The organism is Psychrobacter sp. Pi2-1 (assembly GCF_904846645.1).
GTDB lineage: Bacteria > Pseudomonadota > Gammaproteobacteria > Pseudomonadales > Moraxellaceae > Psychrobacter.
The window spans coordinates 23,557-39,520 of the sequence record NZ_CAJHBO010000006.1 but is presented as its reverse complement, the minus strand read 5'-3'; the positions used below and the strand labels follow the sequence as shown (position 1 = coordinate 39,520).

The following is a 15,964-nucleotide window of genomic DNA, read 5'->3' as shown; positions in this document are numbered from 1 at the left end:
GTATGATGATTATTTATAGGAGTTATTCAGCGATAAGCTGATTGAGCTCATCTCTAAGTTTATGCAAGCGCATATTTAGCTCAACTTTGCGGTTGAATTGAGCCTCTTTTCTGACCTTTTTTTGCAGTTGGTTGACTTGCTTGGTTAAGCTCTCTACTTGCTGCACATGCTTGAGCTTATCTTCTATGCTCACTGCGGCGTTTGTAGAGACTCTCGCCGTTGGGTTTAGCTCTGCCTTTGCCACTATACTCACAGCAATAGAAGGAGTATTAGCGTCGATGGCTTTTGGGTGAATAGCTTGACTAGGAGGCTTTAGCTGGTCTAAAGACGCATCGTTAGTGATACTAGGTAGCAACTGCTCGATCAAATGAGTATATAAGTCAGATAGATTGAGCACAAAGGGTAGAGGCTCACGCTGATCATCAGCGAGCCACTCTGAGCTATAGTATTTATTTAGCACGATTTTTGACTTATCTGCTTGGCTCACACGTTTATAGGTGGCAACGACCTGAACTTTATCATTATAAACAACCTCAAAAATAACGGGTGTCGGTATGAGCTTATCAATGTATTTTATGATTTTGGTATCGATGTCAGCGGTGCGTGCGACAATCCTAAATATCTGCACTTCTTGAAATAAAGTATCAGTTTGAATGTTTAGTGTGCCAGCCGATAGTTTATACGCCCATGTGATTTTTGCCACTTCATCGATAAACTTCTGCTTAAGCTTACTATTAGCAGCACCCTGTTCATAGAGCTTTTTTTTAGGTATAGGTCTATCGACGATAGCTGATTGAGGGTATTGGTATAAAATCATAACTCGCTAGTTGTACTGGTTTGTTGAACGTTGGATGAAGTAAGCTTTTCTACTACGATAAAACCAATAAGCTCAAAATCATTCAGCTCATTTAAGTCGTTTTTTAAAGCGGTAGTCGTCATGCCACTAAATAGACTGTCGATGTCTTTATCCGCTTTAACGTTCTTTATCGCTTCAATGGTTAAGTCGAGGAGCAAACTATAATGGCTCATATCTTGACCGTCAGCGGTGCGCTGATTGAAGGTCTCGCATACTGCTAGTATAGGTTCGGGTTTTCCACGACATGCTTGCCGCGCTAAACCCAGTAGATGCTTCGCTTGTGTATAGTCAGCTATTATATTGCCGTCATTATCAATATACATGAGATAATAAGGGTAGAGCTGGTTGGTCTTTTCACCGTCTACTGTAGAGACTTGACGCGATTTTAGAGCAAAGATAACGCCAGCTGGTAATCCCAACTCGTCAGCAGCAGGGACGACCGCGTGTAAGCCATTAGGCAGACGCTTTAGGTTAGGGTTCGCATCCAAATAGCTAAGCAGATCCATGCGAAAATCGTTGAGACCTAAGTCAGTGATAGACACACCTGTATTGGCATCCTCTAAATCTAAAACCTCAGTTTGCAAACGCTTGAGTTGCTCATGACGGTAAGCAATATCATTAGCCTTGGCACTCAGTACGTTGTCATCACCCGTGCTCGCCATATCGACAATGATCATGCGATTCTCGACACGTTCACGTAGATTAATGTACTCGTCTAAGCTGATATCTGGCCAGTAGTTGACCAACTGTATTTGCTCATTGCTAGAGCCAATGCGGTCTATACGTCCGAAGCGCTGAATAATACGCACAGGGTTCCAGTGAATATCATAATTGATAAGGTAATCACAATCTTGTAAGTTTTGCCCTTCAGAGATACAGTCTGTGGCTATAAGTATGTCTATCTCACGGGTCTCATCTGGAAAGATCTCGCTTTTTTGTTTAGATCTAGGCGAAAATAAAGTCAGTAGTCCTTGCATGTCGTAACCCTTACGGCTAACTACCATGCTTTTGATAGTTGAATGATTTTCAGTACCCGTTATCTTAGCAGTATGTAAGCTATAGTCGTGTAATAGTTCTGGCGCTATATGCTCATATAAGTAATTAGCAGTATCGGCAAAAGCTGTGAAGATCAGCACCTTCTGATTACCTGAGTTTATAGGATTATTGATTTTATCAATCAGATGCCCTTTAAGATGTTGTAGCTTATGATCACGCTCTGGTGTAACCGTACTAATAGTAGTGATTAGCCGTCTCACGATAGCATAATCTGCTTCTAAATCGGTATGCCATCTTAGTATATCCATATCATCAAGATGAACTTTAAGCTTACCGCCCACCCAATCGTTGGGATTGGTTGGCTCATCAAGTCCTTCATCATGGGCATTTTCATCATATCCTGTGCCAATATCAATAGACAGCAAATCATTACTTTTTCGAGCTTGATACTCAGTGATACTAGATAGCGCTTGCTCTAAGCGGTCTTTTAAGTTATGTAACGTCAGACGAAAAGCATACACAGAGCTCTCTAGTCGTTTGAGCAAGTTAACCGTCATCAAAGCTTGTAAGCTTTTTTCACGATCTTGTTGTTTGAGGCTTCCTTTACCTTCAATCTCAGTGTCGTATAGGTCTTCATACTTTTCTAAAGCACTAGGAAAAATATACGTGAGAGGCGCATATACAACCATTCTAATGGATGCTAAATCCTTATAAATCTGATTAAAGGTCACGCTCTCATCTGCTGTAATCGCACAGCGGTATGATAGTGGCTTTAGACGTGTCGGGAACTGACCGACCTCTTTTGTATCATAAAATTGTTGAATGTGCTTGCGCGAGCGTGCAATGGTGACACTGTCTAGTAGCTTAAAGAAATCAAAATCGAGCATATCTAGTATTGCTTTAGTGGTGCGATGCTCTACGGGTAATTTTGACCAATTGTTAAAACTGGCTTGTGCATTTCTAAAGATAGTCTCAATATCGCGTTTAGTATCAAGCTTATCATCAAGATGCTTACTATCACCTTCATATGCTAAAGCCAGCTGGTTTTTTAAATCGTTAAAGCGATTGTTTACAGGAGTGGCTGATAGCATCAGCACTTTTGTTTTTACGCCTTGCTGGATGACTTGCTCCATTAAGCGATCATAGCGAGTCTTTTTGTCTTTAAAGTTGTCTCGGTTACGAAAGTTATGCGACTCATCAATCACCACTAAATCGTAATTGCCCCAATTGATTTTAGCTAAGTCTATGCCCAAAGTCTCACCGCTATTTCTCGAAAGATCGGTATGAAAGAGCACGTCGTAGTTGAAACGGTCTTTGGCAAAGATATTGGTGGTTAAATTGGCGTTATAGTTAGTCCAGTTAGCGCCAAGCTTTTTGGGGCAAAGAACCAATACACTCTTATTGCGTAGCTCGTAATATTTAACGACGGCAAGGGCAGTAAAGGTTTTACCTAAACCTACGCTATCCGCTAAGATACAGCCATTGTAGGTCTCAAGCTTATTGATGATACCGACTGCCGCATCGGTTTGAAAGTTATAGAGCTTTTGCCAGATAAGTGTGTCATGGTAACCTGTCAGGTCGTTAGGCATGACGTCTTCATTCAAGTCTTCAAGAAACTCTTTAAAGATATTGTAGAGTATTAAAAAGTATATACGCTCAGGATCGTTCTCTTGATAAACTGACTCGATATGACGAACGATCTCATCAGTGATATCAGTCACCTTTTGCTGATCTTGCCATATTTGATTGAATAAATTGAGATAGGGTAGCGCATAGTCTGAATCAAACCGATTGACCATGTTTGAGACAGCGTCCCCTTTTTCATAGCCAAGCCCAACAGGAGTAAAGCCTTGGATAGGCATATAAGTAAATGATGATGAAGTATCTTTAACGCATACAAATTCTTGCATGGGCGAATTAGTAGTATTGGACTTAAAGACAGCTTTGTTACGTATCCAGTCTGCACATTCTCTAGCAATAGCTTTTTGAGTTAGCTTGTTTCTAAGATGAATCTCAAATTCAGTACCATAGAGACTATCCTCTCTATCAAGCTTTGGTATAACAAATTCACGCTTTTCTTTTTTGAATTTATCAGTAACGCCATCAGGAATAAAAGTAGGCGAGGTGAATAAGAACTGCATACCGTCGATGTTCTTAAGCTCTTGCTTTAGCGCCGCATAAGCATAGATAGAAAAGAAAGAGGCTGCTATCTGTAGCTTGGAGCCAGTATGTAGATGTTCTTTTATGTCATCGCCGAATCTGTGGTTCAAGTTGTCTATAAGTTTCATGGGTCAGCTTTTAGTTGGGTGATGAATTAGTAGGGTAGTAGTTATTATTGATGCTGTAAGTATGTCAATTTTTATATATTAATAGAATGAGAAAACACTAATATTAGCTTTTTAGCTAATATTATATTTCTCAATTTATTTAAAAGTCAGGTGCTTAAGCCTTATTCTTCAATAGGGCTAACACCTGATCCTCTCCCAATTCAGCAATTAACGCTTGCAGCTGGGAGCTAGAATTAGCGTCGTCTTTTGCATCGGCTCTAAACTTAGCGGTATCTCTACCTTCTCGCAATGCGTCTAAATAGTCCGCCCAGTTTTGCATCATCTCGCTACGATCATCGATGTATTCAAACCGCCCATAGGCGGTTCCATTGGGATCTTTAGTCGTATGACCTAATGCCATCTCAACAAGCACAAGCGGATATTTTAGCTGCTCTTGTAGGATGGTCTTTGCTGTCGCTCTAAAGCCGTGGGCGCAGTGAATGTCTTTATAGCCTAAATCTTTTAATCGCTTATTCGCCGTTGCATCAGAGATAATCTGATGCTTTTTTGCCGTCTGGCTAAAAAACACATATGGAGTATGGCCATTGATTTTTTGCTGTTCTCGTAAGATAGCTACGGCTTGGCGAGGTAGGGGCACGACCATATCCTTGACCATGTTTACTTTGCCTTGTCCCTTTAGCGGCTTTAATGTCCACCTGCCAACATCCAAATCCAAATCAGCCCAACGCATACGCCTTAGATCACCATTACGCACAAACAGTAATGCTAATAGCCTAAGGGAATTTATGGTGTTTGGATCACCTTCTATAGTCTCTATGTCACGCATTAGCTTAGCAAGCTGTTTAGGCTTAGTGATCGCAGGACGATGACCGTAGTTTGACTTAGCAAGTTGACTTTTAATAAGAGCCGCAGGATTGCTCGTACAGAAGCCGCGAGCGCCAGCATAGACAAATACGTCACTTGCGATACCTGCGCAGCGTTCAGCCTTATCTGTGGGCTTGCCAGCTTTGTTTAATGAGTTGGCTTGGATGGCTAATAATACTTCAAGCATTTTAGGCGAGCTGATCTCACTAATCGGCTCATTGCCAATGTAGGAACAAATCAGCTCAAGCCGACCTCTTTTACGAATAAGTGTATTGCGCTTTTGCGTTTGATCTAAGCTATCAAAATACTCCCAAGCAAAACGATTAAAGCTGTTATTAGAATTGCTTAACAGTATTTTCTTTTCTTCTTCACGATAGTCTTTTGGGTCAATATTACGGCTAAGCAGTTCTTCATAGTCACGCCACATCTCACAGGCGCGCGCAAACGACACACTTGGGTAGACACCCAGTGAGATACGTTTATTTTTAGATAAGGTAGGGGACTTATAGCGATAAAGCCAAGACTTAGTACCATTTGGTCTGACCATAAGGTAAAGCATTGGATGATGTCTGACAGTCACTAGGTATTCTTTGTCAGCAGCTTTGTGGCTACTAATACTCCGATCGGAGCTAATAGGTTTGCGCTCTTCCATGACGACACCCTCAATGTACATTTAGAAACCAGTGTACATCACAGTGTACATTATATGCACGGATTGGGCTAGATAAGACAGGACAGTATAAGACGTCAGATACAGCAAAGCCCCTGATATCAGGGGCTTTGTCTACTCTATGAGATAGCATAGAACTATATAATGGTACCCGGAGCCGGACTTGAACCGGCACGCTATTGCTAGCGAGGGATTTTAAATCCCTTGTGTCTACCAATTTCACCACCCGGGCAAAACTTGTTTTATCTAAAATGTAAACTAGCTGATAGACCATCTAGTTACTAGATAATTGGTCGCTATTATAATCGGTTGTGATAATAATGCAAGCCAAAATTAACGTAAAGTTAATAAATAATTGGAGGCTGGAGTCGGAATCGAACCGGCGTTAACGGAGTTGCAGTCCGCTGCATGACCACTCTGCCATCCAGCCAATCAAGGTCGCCTATATTAGCAAAAATATAGTAAATTACAAGTCCTTTTTTCATTAAAAACAGCTTATTTATTATCTTATCTATATTTAGCCCCAATTTAGAAGCGTTTATACTGTTAATAGGCTTTTTCAAACTATTAGTAAACCAGTGTTTAATGATGATGGTTTAAAATATAGTGCGCTAAACAATATCTTTATTGTTACGTTTGGCACTTTTCACATCACGATAAGTGGCCGTGCAAATTAATACGAGTACGCCAAGAGTAATGGCGGGCCAAATTAAGATATATAAGCCGTAGATAAAAACGTTGTCCATGATATCTCCTTATAATATCGCTAAGTAAGTAGCGATTAGCCAAATACTTCTGGCCAATCGGCACTTGGATAAAGCGACTTTGATTTAAGATTTAAGTGACGATGGGATTTCCGACTTTTTATCGTAATTGCCCACACGCTGCTTAATTAAGTCGAAGTCGAAGTGTTCGTCTCCCATCAGGCTGATAATCACACAGACGACGGTACTAGCGCCGTAAGCTGTTAGAGAGGCTAGCAGGACCATATATTGACGTAAGAAGCCAGTAGCGAAGATAAGCATCAGCACTAGCGTGATAACTGCGGCGACCATGCCAATCTTACGACCTAAGAACCCAAAGACCATTAGACCAATAACGACGGCTGCACCGACACTAGCCAGTATTTCAAAGAATAGGGCAGTGACACCAGTGATTGGGAGTAATTCGAAACGGGCAACGCAAAATAAGAGTAGTCCGACGATAACTGCTGAGGTAAAGGCAGTGTTGGTGACGCGACTCCAAAACACACTGGCGATAACAGGGAAGACAATAGCCCCCCATAGTGCACCAACAAATACTAGCATGACGAGAATATCGAGCTTAAAGCTCGCAAAAATTAGTCCAGCTGCTGTCGCAACAATCATCGTGCCGCGACCAATTAGCATCATTGTTTTAGGTTTAACATGGCCTTTTTTGGCGATATTTTTACCGTAGACATCCGCCATCATAATGGTTGATAGCGCTGATAAATCTGAGTCAGCGGTCGAGGACAACGACCCAATCACTAAGATAAAGAATAAGGCGATAAAGACAGGATGCAGATAAGTACTGACCATTTGAGGAATGAGGTTATTCATATTGCCATCGAGTGGCTCCACGCCAATCGTCACAGCCATTAGTCCAATCATTCCAAGACCAATAACGATACCAGCATAGCCGACTGTAGCAGTGATAAACGTCGCTTTAATCTTAGTTTTATCAATCGCAAATAGGCGCTGAGTGATGGTTTGATTACCGATAGCATATGCTAATACAGCGACGAAGTAAGGCGCACCTTGTTGAAAGAATGCCTCAGAGGAGAAAAAGTTCTGCTGCTCTAACGTCAGGTTCGACAGCCCGCTGACCATAACCTCAGGGCCACCCATGCCAAATAACACGGCGGGAATAATGACAATGCCAATGGCCATTAGAGCGACCAACTGGGCGAAATCCGTAAAGACAGATGCTCGAAACCCTGATGTCAATGTATAACTCAGGACACCGATACCTGCGATCATTACCCCTGTTTGGAACGATAATGGCGACAGGACTGACACCAATGCCCCAGCAGCGGTAAAGTTGACCATCAAGCTAATTAAACTGCCCATAATATTGGATATGGCTAAGATTAATTGGCTTGATGAACCGTGGCGGGCATGAATCAGTTCACCTAGTGTATGGCCATCTGGTGCCAATTCACGAAAGCGCATACCAAAAGGGTAGATGAATAAAATCATCAATGCACCCCAAAAGCCATAATGTATCGGCCCTGATACGCCGTACTTATAGCCAGAGGTGGCCGCAGCGTAAAATGAGGCTGCCCAAATCCAAGTGGCGGTCATGCTGGCTGCACCCATACCAAAGCCAACACCGTGACCTGCGACCATAAACCCAGAAGTTGTTTCTTTATCTTTTTTGATTAATAAGGACAGTAAATAGGTGCCGCCATAAAATGCTAATAATAATAAAATAATCGTTAATGATGAAAATTGGAACAATGACTCAGTTTTCAAACTCAGACCTCGCAATTGTTAGTTGATGAATAAAGTTCAGTAAAATGAAAGATACCAAACCATTAGGAATACAGCACAGCCTACACAGCCCTCATACCGAACATATGTGGCTAATATAAATAGCGAAAATACCAACTGTAGTGGTAAGCAAATGCTAAGTGTCACGCCCAAATCTTGATGAGACAAATAGTGTCAAATCAAAAAGACAGGGACTACTCTCAATAGACGTCAGTTAATGGGTAAACCATTACGCTATTAATAGGCATACACAAAGGTAGCTACATGCTAAAGAAAACTCATGTGATGAGTGTCTATAGCGGAATTACGAATAAGCACTAAGCCATGATGGCATGACCCGAACTCGATTTAGACAGCCTTATCAGCTGTAACAAGCAATAGGTAGGAAGTCTCTACTTATCTATTGCGATTGATGTATTACCAAGCGGCATTAATAAGTAAAACTACATATTTGTTAAGTACCTGTAACATATTTGCGCGGTAAGAGTAACCTATTATGTCACCAACCTCAAACATTATCCGATATTTACCAGACAATGACTGAAGGTAACATATAAGTATTTATTTAAAGAGATTTAATAATATGTTTAATAAAGTATTGAAAGATAGGGCTTTATTATGAGTAGCATCGAGTGATATATCAATATGAGCTAAATTATAACCATGAGTAAGTAACTGAAACTTTCATTAGAAAGAAATAGATGATGGGCGATAGACGGGTGCTTTCAATGAACAAGTAGAAGTGAATTTTTATATATTATCTTGTTTGGTGTAGTAAGTGACTCGGTTATCACGTAAAAATCCAGCCAATCCAAGGCCATAACGCTTCGCCACGCGCACTGCTGTACTGGTAGGTGCTGACATGCCAACTAGCCACGGGATTTGACTTCGAATAGACTTTTGAACCAGCTCAATAGAGAGACGCGAAGTCATGAGCACACAGCTAACGTCTGCTTTTTGGCGTAATTGCCAACCGATAAGTTTATCAAGTGCATTATGGCGGCCTACATCCTCAAATAAACACAGCTGCTGATTATGTATCGTTGCTGCGGCATGTACCGCACCTGTCAGCTGATGTGTATGCTGCGCGGTATCCACTTGTTGACGCAGTGCCAGTAGGTAGTCAAGACTTGGAACAGTCGTCTTAGCACTATCGTTGCTTGTCGGTTGATTATGGTCGGACTGTAGACTGCTTTGAGAGTAAGCACTTAAATCAGGCAAAGCTTGTGTTAATCCAGTAATACCGCACATACCGCAGCCTGTGCGCCCTGCGAGCTGCCGTTTTTGTGCTTGGATACGTTGATGGCAGCGTTGGCTTAATACTAGTTCCACGACATAGATATCGTAATCTTGAAATTGTTCTAAGCTTTGCTCAATTGATACTGAGTCAAGGCTTTCATCATTCGAATCTTGAGCAAACTGCTGATAGCTAGCGACATCTGCAAGGTGAGTCACTTCCCAGTCGAGTAACTCGTGACTGTATTGAATTAAGCCTTCGCTAAATAAAAAACCAACAGCCAAATACTCTAGCTGATGTGGACTGGCCATCAGCACAGCATAATGAATCCCATTAATGATGATAGAGACCACAGCTTCGACTGCTAAGCTGGTGGTCTGAGATTCGATTTGAAGATGAGAGTCATGATTAGGGCCGCTACTAATTGATGGGTAATGATGTTTTTGTGCTAAGTGGCTACGAGCAAGTGGTGTCTCTGACACCCTATCATCGTTAGGCAATTCAGGTGTAACTATCTTAGTGCTAGTTGAATTATCTATCATAGCGGGTTCAATAGAAATCTCACTTTGCTGAGCGTTATCTTCAATGGTTATCACGATTTATCATGGCCTAGAAATATGAGTGTGCTTATGGTCATTTGAAGCGAGAGCTAATGAAAATGTCATTTGCATTGGCTCTTCGCAGGATGATTTACGCAGGCGTAGCTATCGATGTATTTGCCTCTACGCGCTCTAAAACGACGGTCGTCGATTTGTACGCTGGGATATGAGAATCTGGCGCATATGTCTCCAAATCAAAGAGATCATTGCACTCGGGATAGTAAGCGGCAACAGCGTTAGAGGCAATATCCATCTCGCTCAATACCAGTGTGCCTAATACGCGTGGTTGCTCTAGGCTGTTTTTGGCACGCTGGCGAGTGACCATAACACGGTCACCTTTTTGCCAACCTAAACGACTTATTTCATCTGGATGCATGAATAGCACATCACGGCGATCCGTTTGACGATAGCGGTCTTTAAACCCGAAAATCATAGTGTTGAATTGGTCATGGCTGCGGACACTGGTCAATTGCCAAACCTTTTGCGCTGTATTTTCAATATCATCGATATCGTTTGCAGCTGCCATTTGTGCAGCGACAAAAGTAATCGGATATTGTGGTACTTCAAACTGGGCTTTGCCGCTTTCGGTATTCCATACACGATGACGTGCCGCATGATACAAATGAAAGCCACGCTCAGAGATACGTATACGCTGATTAAAGTCTTCAAATCCATTAATGGCTTGAGCGATATAGTCTCGAATAATATCGAAATCCTCACTCATCGCCAGCCAAGGAATAGACGAGTCAGCGCCGAGTACATGGGTCGCGATATCCGCTACGATTTGCGCTTCAGATTTTAGAGTATCACTAACAGGTTTGAGCTTACCTTGAGTGGGTACGATCTGACACATAGAGTCTTCGATAGTGGCAAACTGCTCACCCTTTGTGGTGACAATACGTTCGGTACGACCTAGGCAGGGCAGGATCAAATTGTTAGCACCGGGGTATAGCATAGTCTCATTAAGCTTGGTACCTACAAATATATTAAGCTGAGTAGTGGTTAAGGCTTGCTCAATGGCGCTGGTATCAGGGGCAGCCACTGCGTAGTTACCACCCATACCCATAAAGACTTTTAATTTACCAGCTATAAGAGCCTTAGCACCAGTGACAACATCATAGCCATGCTCTTGCGGCATAGGATGCTCAAATACATGCTCTAAACCGTCTAGTAAGCTTTTGCTAGGGCGTTCATGGATACCCATAGTGCGATCGCCCTGTACGTTGGAGTGTCCACGTACTGGAGATGCACCGGCGCCATCGATACCAATCATGCCCATCAGCAGGAGCAAGTTGGTAATCATCGCGACATTGTCATCACCCTGTACGTGCTGAGTAATGCCCATGCCCCAAGTGCAAATCGTTGCTGGACTATCAGCCACGAGCGTAGCGAGATTAATAATATCTGTCTGAGAAATACCGCAGCCAAGTGTGATATCTGTCCATGATTGCTCTGTTAGCCACTGTTTTAGAGGTTCAAATCCTGAAGTATGAGTGGTAATAAAGTCATGATTGATTTTATCGTTTTCGATCAGCCATTTGGCAATGCCTGTCAATAATGCGGCATCCCCACCGATTTGAATCTGAATGACCTCATCGATCATGTCATCACTTTGACCGGCTGCCATATGAGTTGGTTTTTGTGGATTTCTAAATTTGCTTAGGCCTTGTTCACGCATGGGGTTGATTGAAATAATTCGACAGCCTTGCTCATGCGCATGGGCGAGCATCTCTAACATACGTGGATGGTTAGTCGCTGGGTTTTGCCCAAACATTAATATCAGCTTGGCTTGCTCGAAATCTTCTAACATCACGGTCGCTTTACCAATACCTAGCTGTCTGCTTAGCATTACTGAGGTTGGCTCGTGACACATATTTGAGCAATCAGGCAAATTATTGGTACCAAAGCAGCGTACGAACAATTGAAATAAGAAGGCGGGCTCGTTAGTCACACGGCCTGATGTATAAAATAATGCCTCATCCGGTGAATCTAGCTGTCCTAACTGCTCAGCGATTAAGCTATAAGCGGCTTCCCAAGGGATAGGGACATAGCGATCTTGCGCGGCATCATAATACATCGGCTCTGATAAACGGCCACTATGTTCAAGCTCGTAACCAGTCCATCCCTGTAGCTCAGTAACGGTATGTCTTGCAAAAAACTCGGCATCTGCTTTATGGGTCATAGTCTCACTGGCAATGACTTTAATACCGTTCTCGCAGACATCGATGGCTTTGTGTGACTTATGGTCAGGCCAAGCACAGCCTGGGCAATCAAATCCACCTTGAGGTTGATTGCTTTTAAATACACTTATACCGCCACGCAAAAATGTCTTATAGTCCATTAGCTTTTGAGTAGATGAGATCAGCGCAGGCCAACCAGCAGCAGGATGGGAGTAAATAGGAATTTTGCGCATGAAAGACCTCATAGATAGATGACAACAGCGAAGCTTTGATAGACGACAACTATATAATGGTCAGTGAAAAGTTCATATGATCATTAACTATAGATAACAAAAAACCTCCAAGAAAAATCAATTCTCTTGAAGGTTTTTGAGGTTGTCGGAAATGGTTATATCCGACAGGTACAAATTTATAAGTCGTAACTCATGGACAGCATTAGCTCAAAAACTTAGCTTAAAATCAGGCTGTCATCTTCAACTTTTTCGCCACGTGTTTGCTCGAACATATCGAGTAGATCATGTACGGTCATACCTTTACGAATGTCACCAGCCACATCCAACACGACTTGACCCTGATGCAGCATAACGGTGCGTGTACCATGTGCCAACGCTTGTTGCATTGAGTGGGTAACCATCATCGTGGTTAGCTTATTGTCCGTGACAATCTTATCAGTCAATTCTAAGACAAATGCCGCAGTCTTAGGATCGAGAGCTGCAGTATGCTCATCAAGCAGCAAAATCTTAGAAGGCTGCAATGATGCCATTAGAAGACTTACTGCCTGACGTTGACCACCAGAGAGTAGACCCATACGATCGGTTAGACGATTTTCTAGACCTAATTTTAAAACGGATAGTTTTTCTCGAAACAAATCACGGTTGTTCTGGTTCAATGCAAATTTCAGACCGCGATTACCGCCGCGTTTGTAGGCCAAAGCCATATTTTCTTCAATCGTTAGCGCTTCACAAGTACCGGCCATCGGATCTTGAAAGACGCGAGCAACCCAATGCGCACGTTGATGAGCGGATTTCTTAGTCACATCAATGCCATTTAGCAAGATTGAGCCACTATCGACGCGCGTCGTACCGCTTACCGCGTTCAAAAAAGTAGATTTACCTGCGCCATTGGTACCAATGACAGTGACAAATTCACCGTCAGCAATGTTTAAGCTGATACCACGTAGGGCAGGGTTTTCGATGGGCGTGCCTGGGTTAAAGGTCAACCGTAAATCGGTGGCTTGCATCATAATCGTTATTCCTTATTGTCTCTTCAAGCGAAGCAAGTGTTATAAATACCTGCTTTGACTGTCATTAGGCGCGAACCTTGCGTGATAAAAACTTGGTTTTCGCTTTTGGCAATACCAAGGCTAGTACCACGAGCAGTGCAGTAATCAAGTTCAAATCCTGTGGACCAAAGCCGATACTACGTAGCGTATCGCTTGATAGTGCGACCTGAATAAACAGTTTGTACAATACCGCGCCGACAACAACGGCAAAGGTGATCAGCCAAATACGCTTGGCAGGAATGATGGTCTCACCGATGATGACCGCTGCTAGACCAATGACGATTGTACCGATACCAATTGAGATGTCTGCGCCACCCTGAGTCTGGACAAATAGTGCTCCCGCTAAGGCAATCAAACCGTTAGAAATCGCCATACCGATGATAGTCATCCACGAGGTATTGATACCTTGCGCCTGTGCCATTCTTAGGTTTGAGCCAGTAGCGCGCATCGACAGACCTGTCTCGGTGCTATAGAACCAGTTCAAAAATAACATAGCAGCTGCGACGACGACACCGATAATCAGGCAGCGCATCCAATAACCATTACCATCGGTCACCAGGGTGCTAAACACTGTGGTTTCGCCAAGCAAGGGTAGGTTTGGCGCGCCCATGATGCGTAGGTTGACAGAATATAAGGCAACCATGACCAAAATACTGGCAAGCAGCTGCAAGATGCCAAGTTTGACATGCAACCACGCAGTGACGATACCAGCGACTGAACCTGCTAACATCCCAAAAGCACAGGCCAACCATGGGTTGATACCAGCGATGATAGAAATACCAGCGACTGCACCGCCCAACGGAAAACTACCGTCAGCGGTTAAATCTGGAAAGTCGAGCGTACGAAATGAGATAAGCACACCGAGTGCTACTAGGCCATAAATCAGACCACTTTCAAGCGCACCAAAAAAAGCAATTAAAGACATAAGAGATCAGTAAGTCATAACCAAGTGTCTAGCGTATGGTACCAAGATAAGTAAATGGCAATTGCCAAAATCATCTACCTGCTAAACAGCTAAGCGGTGAATTTAACAGATTAAGCAATCTGCGGTTAGGGTAAACCAAAACATATCACGATTAACAACGATCATAAGCTACCTTGGTTTGAAGCGATGGTTCAATGCACTGCAATGTAAGCCATAAACCTATCCTCTACTTAACAAGTATCAGATAAATGGCCAGACAAATACAGCACTATTAAACACGCTTGCAAAAAAGACTCTGTTTAGACAAGAAGCCCAGCCTAATAACTCATAGCTGGGTTTCTTGTTTAATCATTAGCCATATATTTAAGGTATACAACAAAGTATTAATTCGTGTCGCTTTCCTATTTATACCTGCTATTGTGAGACAAATACAAAGGTGCGTTATTCTACCACTTCTTTAGCTTTATCGATAACCGCTTGTGGCAACGTAATGCCTTCTTCTTTAGCATGTTTTGGACTGACGTATAGATCAAGGGCTTGTGGAGTGTAAACAGGGATAGCGCCTGCTTTTTCACCGTTTAAGATACGTACGACAATTTTACCAGTTTCACGGCCAAGCTCATAGTAGTTCACGCCTAGAGCAGCAACAGCACCGCGCTCAACTGAGCTAGTGTCTGAGGCAATTAGAGGAATCTTACTTTGTTTGGCGATTTGATAAAGTGACTCGTACGCTGATACCACGTTGTTGTCAGTTGACGTGTAGATCATATCGACCTTACCTTCGAGACTACGCGCTGCCATCGCGATGTCGTTACTACGCTGTGCAGGCGCTTCTAGTACATTGATACCTAGTGGTGTTAGCTTCTCTTTTAGATTTTTTAAGATAATCGTTGAGTTGACTTCACCTGGGCTATAGACATAACCGACGTTCTTTAATGATGGAATGATTTGACGCATCAAATCAATCTGTGGCTCATATGGTAGGGCGTCTGATGCGCCTGTAACGTTGGTGCCAGAGCCATCTAGCTTAGGTACCAGTTTTGCTGCTACTGGGTCAGTAACTGCTGAGAATACCAATGGAATGCTGCTAGTAGAAGCGGCAACAGACTGCGCAGACGGTGTTGCGATAGCGACGATAACATCTGGTGCATCAGCGACAAATTGCTTGGCAATCTGACCAGCAGTAGCAGTGTTTCCTTGCGCGCTTTGGAAGTTAACGGTTAAGTTTTCACCGTCTTTAAATCCCGCTTCGTTTAACTCGTCAATGACACCTTTACGTACATCATCAAGCGCTGGATGTTCGACGATAGCGGTAATCGCAACGGTCTTCATAGCTGTCGCTGAATCACCGGTAGCGGCAGCATCCGTGGAGCCATCATCTTGCGCTGATTGGTTACAACCAGTCAAGATAGCAGTACATACACCGCCTAATAATAAAGCCTTACCAAAATTAAAACGACCAAAACGATTTTGAGACAACATGGGTCTTACTCCTAAAATAATAGTGTGTCCGTACACTACATAAATAATTGACAAGCTAATAGATAGCTTACT

Annotated in this window: 10 protein-coding genes and 2 tRNA genes; all 12 read right to left on the bottom strand. The window is 42.8% G+C overall.

From position 1 onward, the window contains the following. Positions 1–22 precede the first annotated feature (22 nt). The 12 genes from JMX91_RS05115 to JMX91_RS05065 all read right to left on the bottom strand — a co-directional run bounded on the left by JMX91_RS05115 (position 23) and on the right by JMX91_RS05065 (position 15,892). Positions 23–817 carry a DUF4391 domain-containing protein gene (locus tag JMX91_RS05115; RefSeq protein ID WP_201547992.1) on the bottom strand — a complete coding sequence of 265 codons (795 nt, stop codon included), beginning with the start codon at positions 815–817 and terminating at the stop codon, positions 23–25. Continuing rightward, on the bottom strand, positions 814–4,140 hold the full coding sequence (locus JMX91_RS05110) for a helicase-related protein (RefSeq protein ID WP_201547991.1): 3,327 nt from the start codon (positions 4,138–4,140) through the stop codon (positions 814–816). Before JMX91_RS05110 ends, JMX91_RS05115 begins: the two co-directional genes overlap by 4 nt. A gap of 154 nt (positions 4,141–4,294) precedes the next feature. Beyond that, a complete protein-coding gene (locus tag JMX91_RS05105) occupies positions 4,295–5,656 on the bottom strand; it encodes a tyrosine-type recombinase/integrase (protein WP_201547990.1) in 1,362 nt (453 codons plus the stop codon). Between the two features lie 163 nt (positions 5,657–5,819). Further along, positions 5,820–5,906 (bottom strand) — tRNA-Leu (locus JMX91_RS05100). A gap of 124 nt (positions 5,907–6,030) precedes the next feature. Further along, a tRNA-Cys gene (locus tag JMX91_RS05095) sits at positions 6,031–6,104 on the bottom strand. A gap of 181 nt (positions 6,105–6,285) precedes the next feature. Further along, positions 6,286–6,420 carry a putative transporter small subunit gene (locus JMX91_RS13305; RefSeq protein ID WP_219621825.1) on the bottom strand — a complete coding sequence of 45 codons (135 nt, stop codon included), beginning with the start codon at positions 6,418–6,420 and terminating at the stop codon, positions 6,286–6,288. Between the two features lie 84 nt (positions 6,421–6,504). Further along, complete coding sequence (locus tag JMX91_RS05090) at positions 6,505–8,154, bottom strand: sodium:solute symporter family protein (RefSeq protein ID WP_320157586.1); 1,650 nt, start codon at positions 8,152–8,154, stop codon at positions 6,505–6,507. A gap of 783 nt (positions 8,155–8,937) precedes the next feature. Beyond that, complete coding sequence (fdhD, locus tag JMX91_RS05085; RefSeq protein WP_227679284.1) at positions 8,938–10,020, bottom strand: formate dehydrogenase accessory sulfurtransferase FdhD; 1,083 nt, start codon at positions 10,018–10,020, stop codon at positions 8,938–8,940. A 94-nt stretch (positions 10,021–10,114) separates the two neighbouring features. Then, the gene (locus JMX91_RS05080) at positions 10,115–12,436 is read right to left on the bottom strand and encodes an FdhF/YdeP family oxidoreductase (RefSeq protein ID WP_201547988.1); all 2,322 of its coding nucleotides are present in this window, start codon (positions 12,434–12,436) and stop codon (positions 10,115–10,117) included. 215 nt (positions 12,437–12,651) lie between these two features. Then, positions 12,652–13,446, bottom strand: a complete 795-nt coding sequence (locus tag JMX91_RS05075; protein WP_057759272.1) for an ABC transporter ATP-binding protein — start codon at positions 13,444–13,446, stop codon at positions 12,652–12,654. A gap of 64 nt (positions 13,447–13,510) precedes the next feature. Continuing rightward, positions 13,511–14,410 carry an ABC transporter permease gene (locus JMX91_RS05070; protein ID WP_101204314.1) on the bottom strand — a complete coding sequence of 300 codons (900 nt, stop codon included), beginning with the start codon at positions 14,408–14,410 and terminating at the stop codon, positions 13,511–13,513. Positions 14,411–14,851: 441 nt separating this feature from the next. Beyond that, positions 14,852–15,892: an ABC transporter substrate-binding protein gene (locus JMX91_RS05065; RefSeq protein WP_057759276.1), complete on the bottom strand. Its 1,041-nt coding sequence runs from the start codon at positions 15,890–15,892 to the stop codon at positions 14,852–14,854. Between the last annotated feature and the right edge of the window lie 72 nt (positions 15,893–15,964).

Bases quoted from the DNA above. Each gene is read 5' to 3' on its own strand.
- JMX91_RS05115 (WP_201547992.1), bottom strand. From the start codon at position 817: ATGATTTTATACCAATACCCTCAATCAGCTATCGTCGATAGACCTATA.
- JMX91_RS05110 (WP_201547991.1), bottom strand. From the start codon at position 4,140: ATGAAACTTATAGACAACTTGAACCACAGATTCGGCGATGACATAAAA.
- JMX91_RS05105 (WP_201547990.1), bottom strand. From the start codon at position 5,656: ATGGAAGAGCGCAAACCTATTAGCTCCGATCGGAGTATTAGTAGCCAC.
- JMX91_RS13305 (WP_219621825.1), bottom strand. From the start codon at position 6,420: ATGGACAACGTTTTTATCTACGGCTTATATATCTTAATTTGGCCCGCC.
- JMX91_RS05080 (WP_201547988.1), bottom strand. From the start codon at position 12,436: ATGCGCAAAATTCCTATTTACTCCCATCCTGCTGCTGGTTGGCCTGCG.
- JMX91_RS05075 (WP_057759272.1), bottom strand. From the start codon at position 13,446: ATGATGCAAGCCACCGATTTACGGTTGACCTTTAACCCAGGCACGCCC.
- JMX91_RS05070 (WP_101204314.1), bottom strand. From the start codon at position 14,410: ATGTCTTTAATTGCTTTTTTTGGTGCGCTTGAAAGTGGTCTGATTTAT.
- JMX91_RS05065 (WP_057759276.1), bottom strand. From the start codon at position 15,892: ATGTTGTCTCAAAATCGTTTTGGTCGTTTTAATTTTGGTAAGGCTTTA.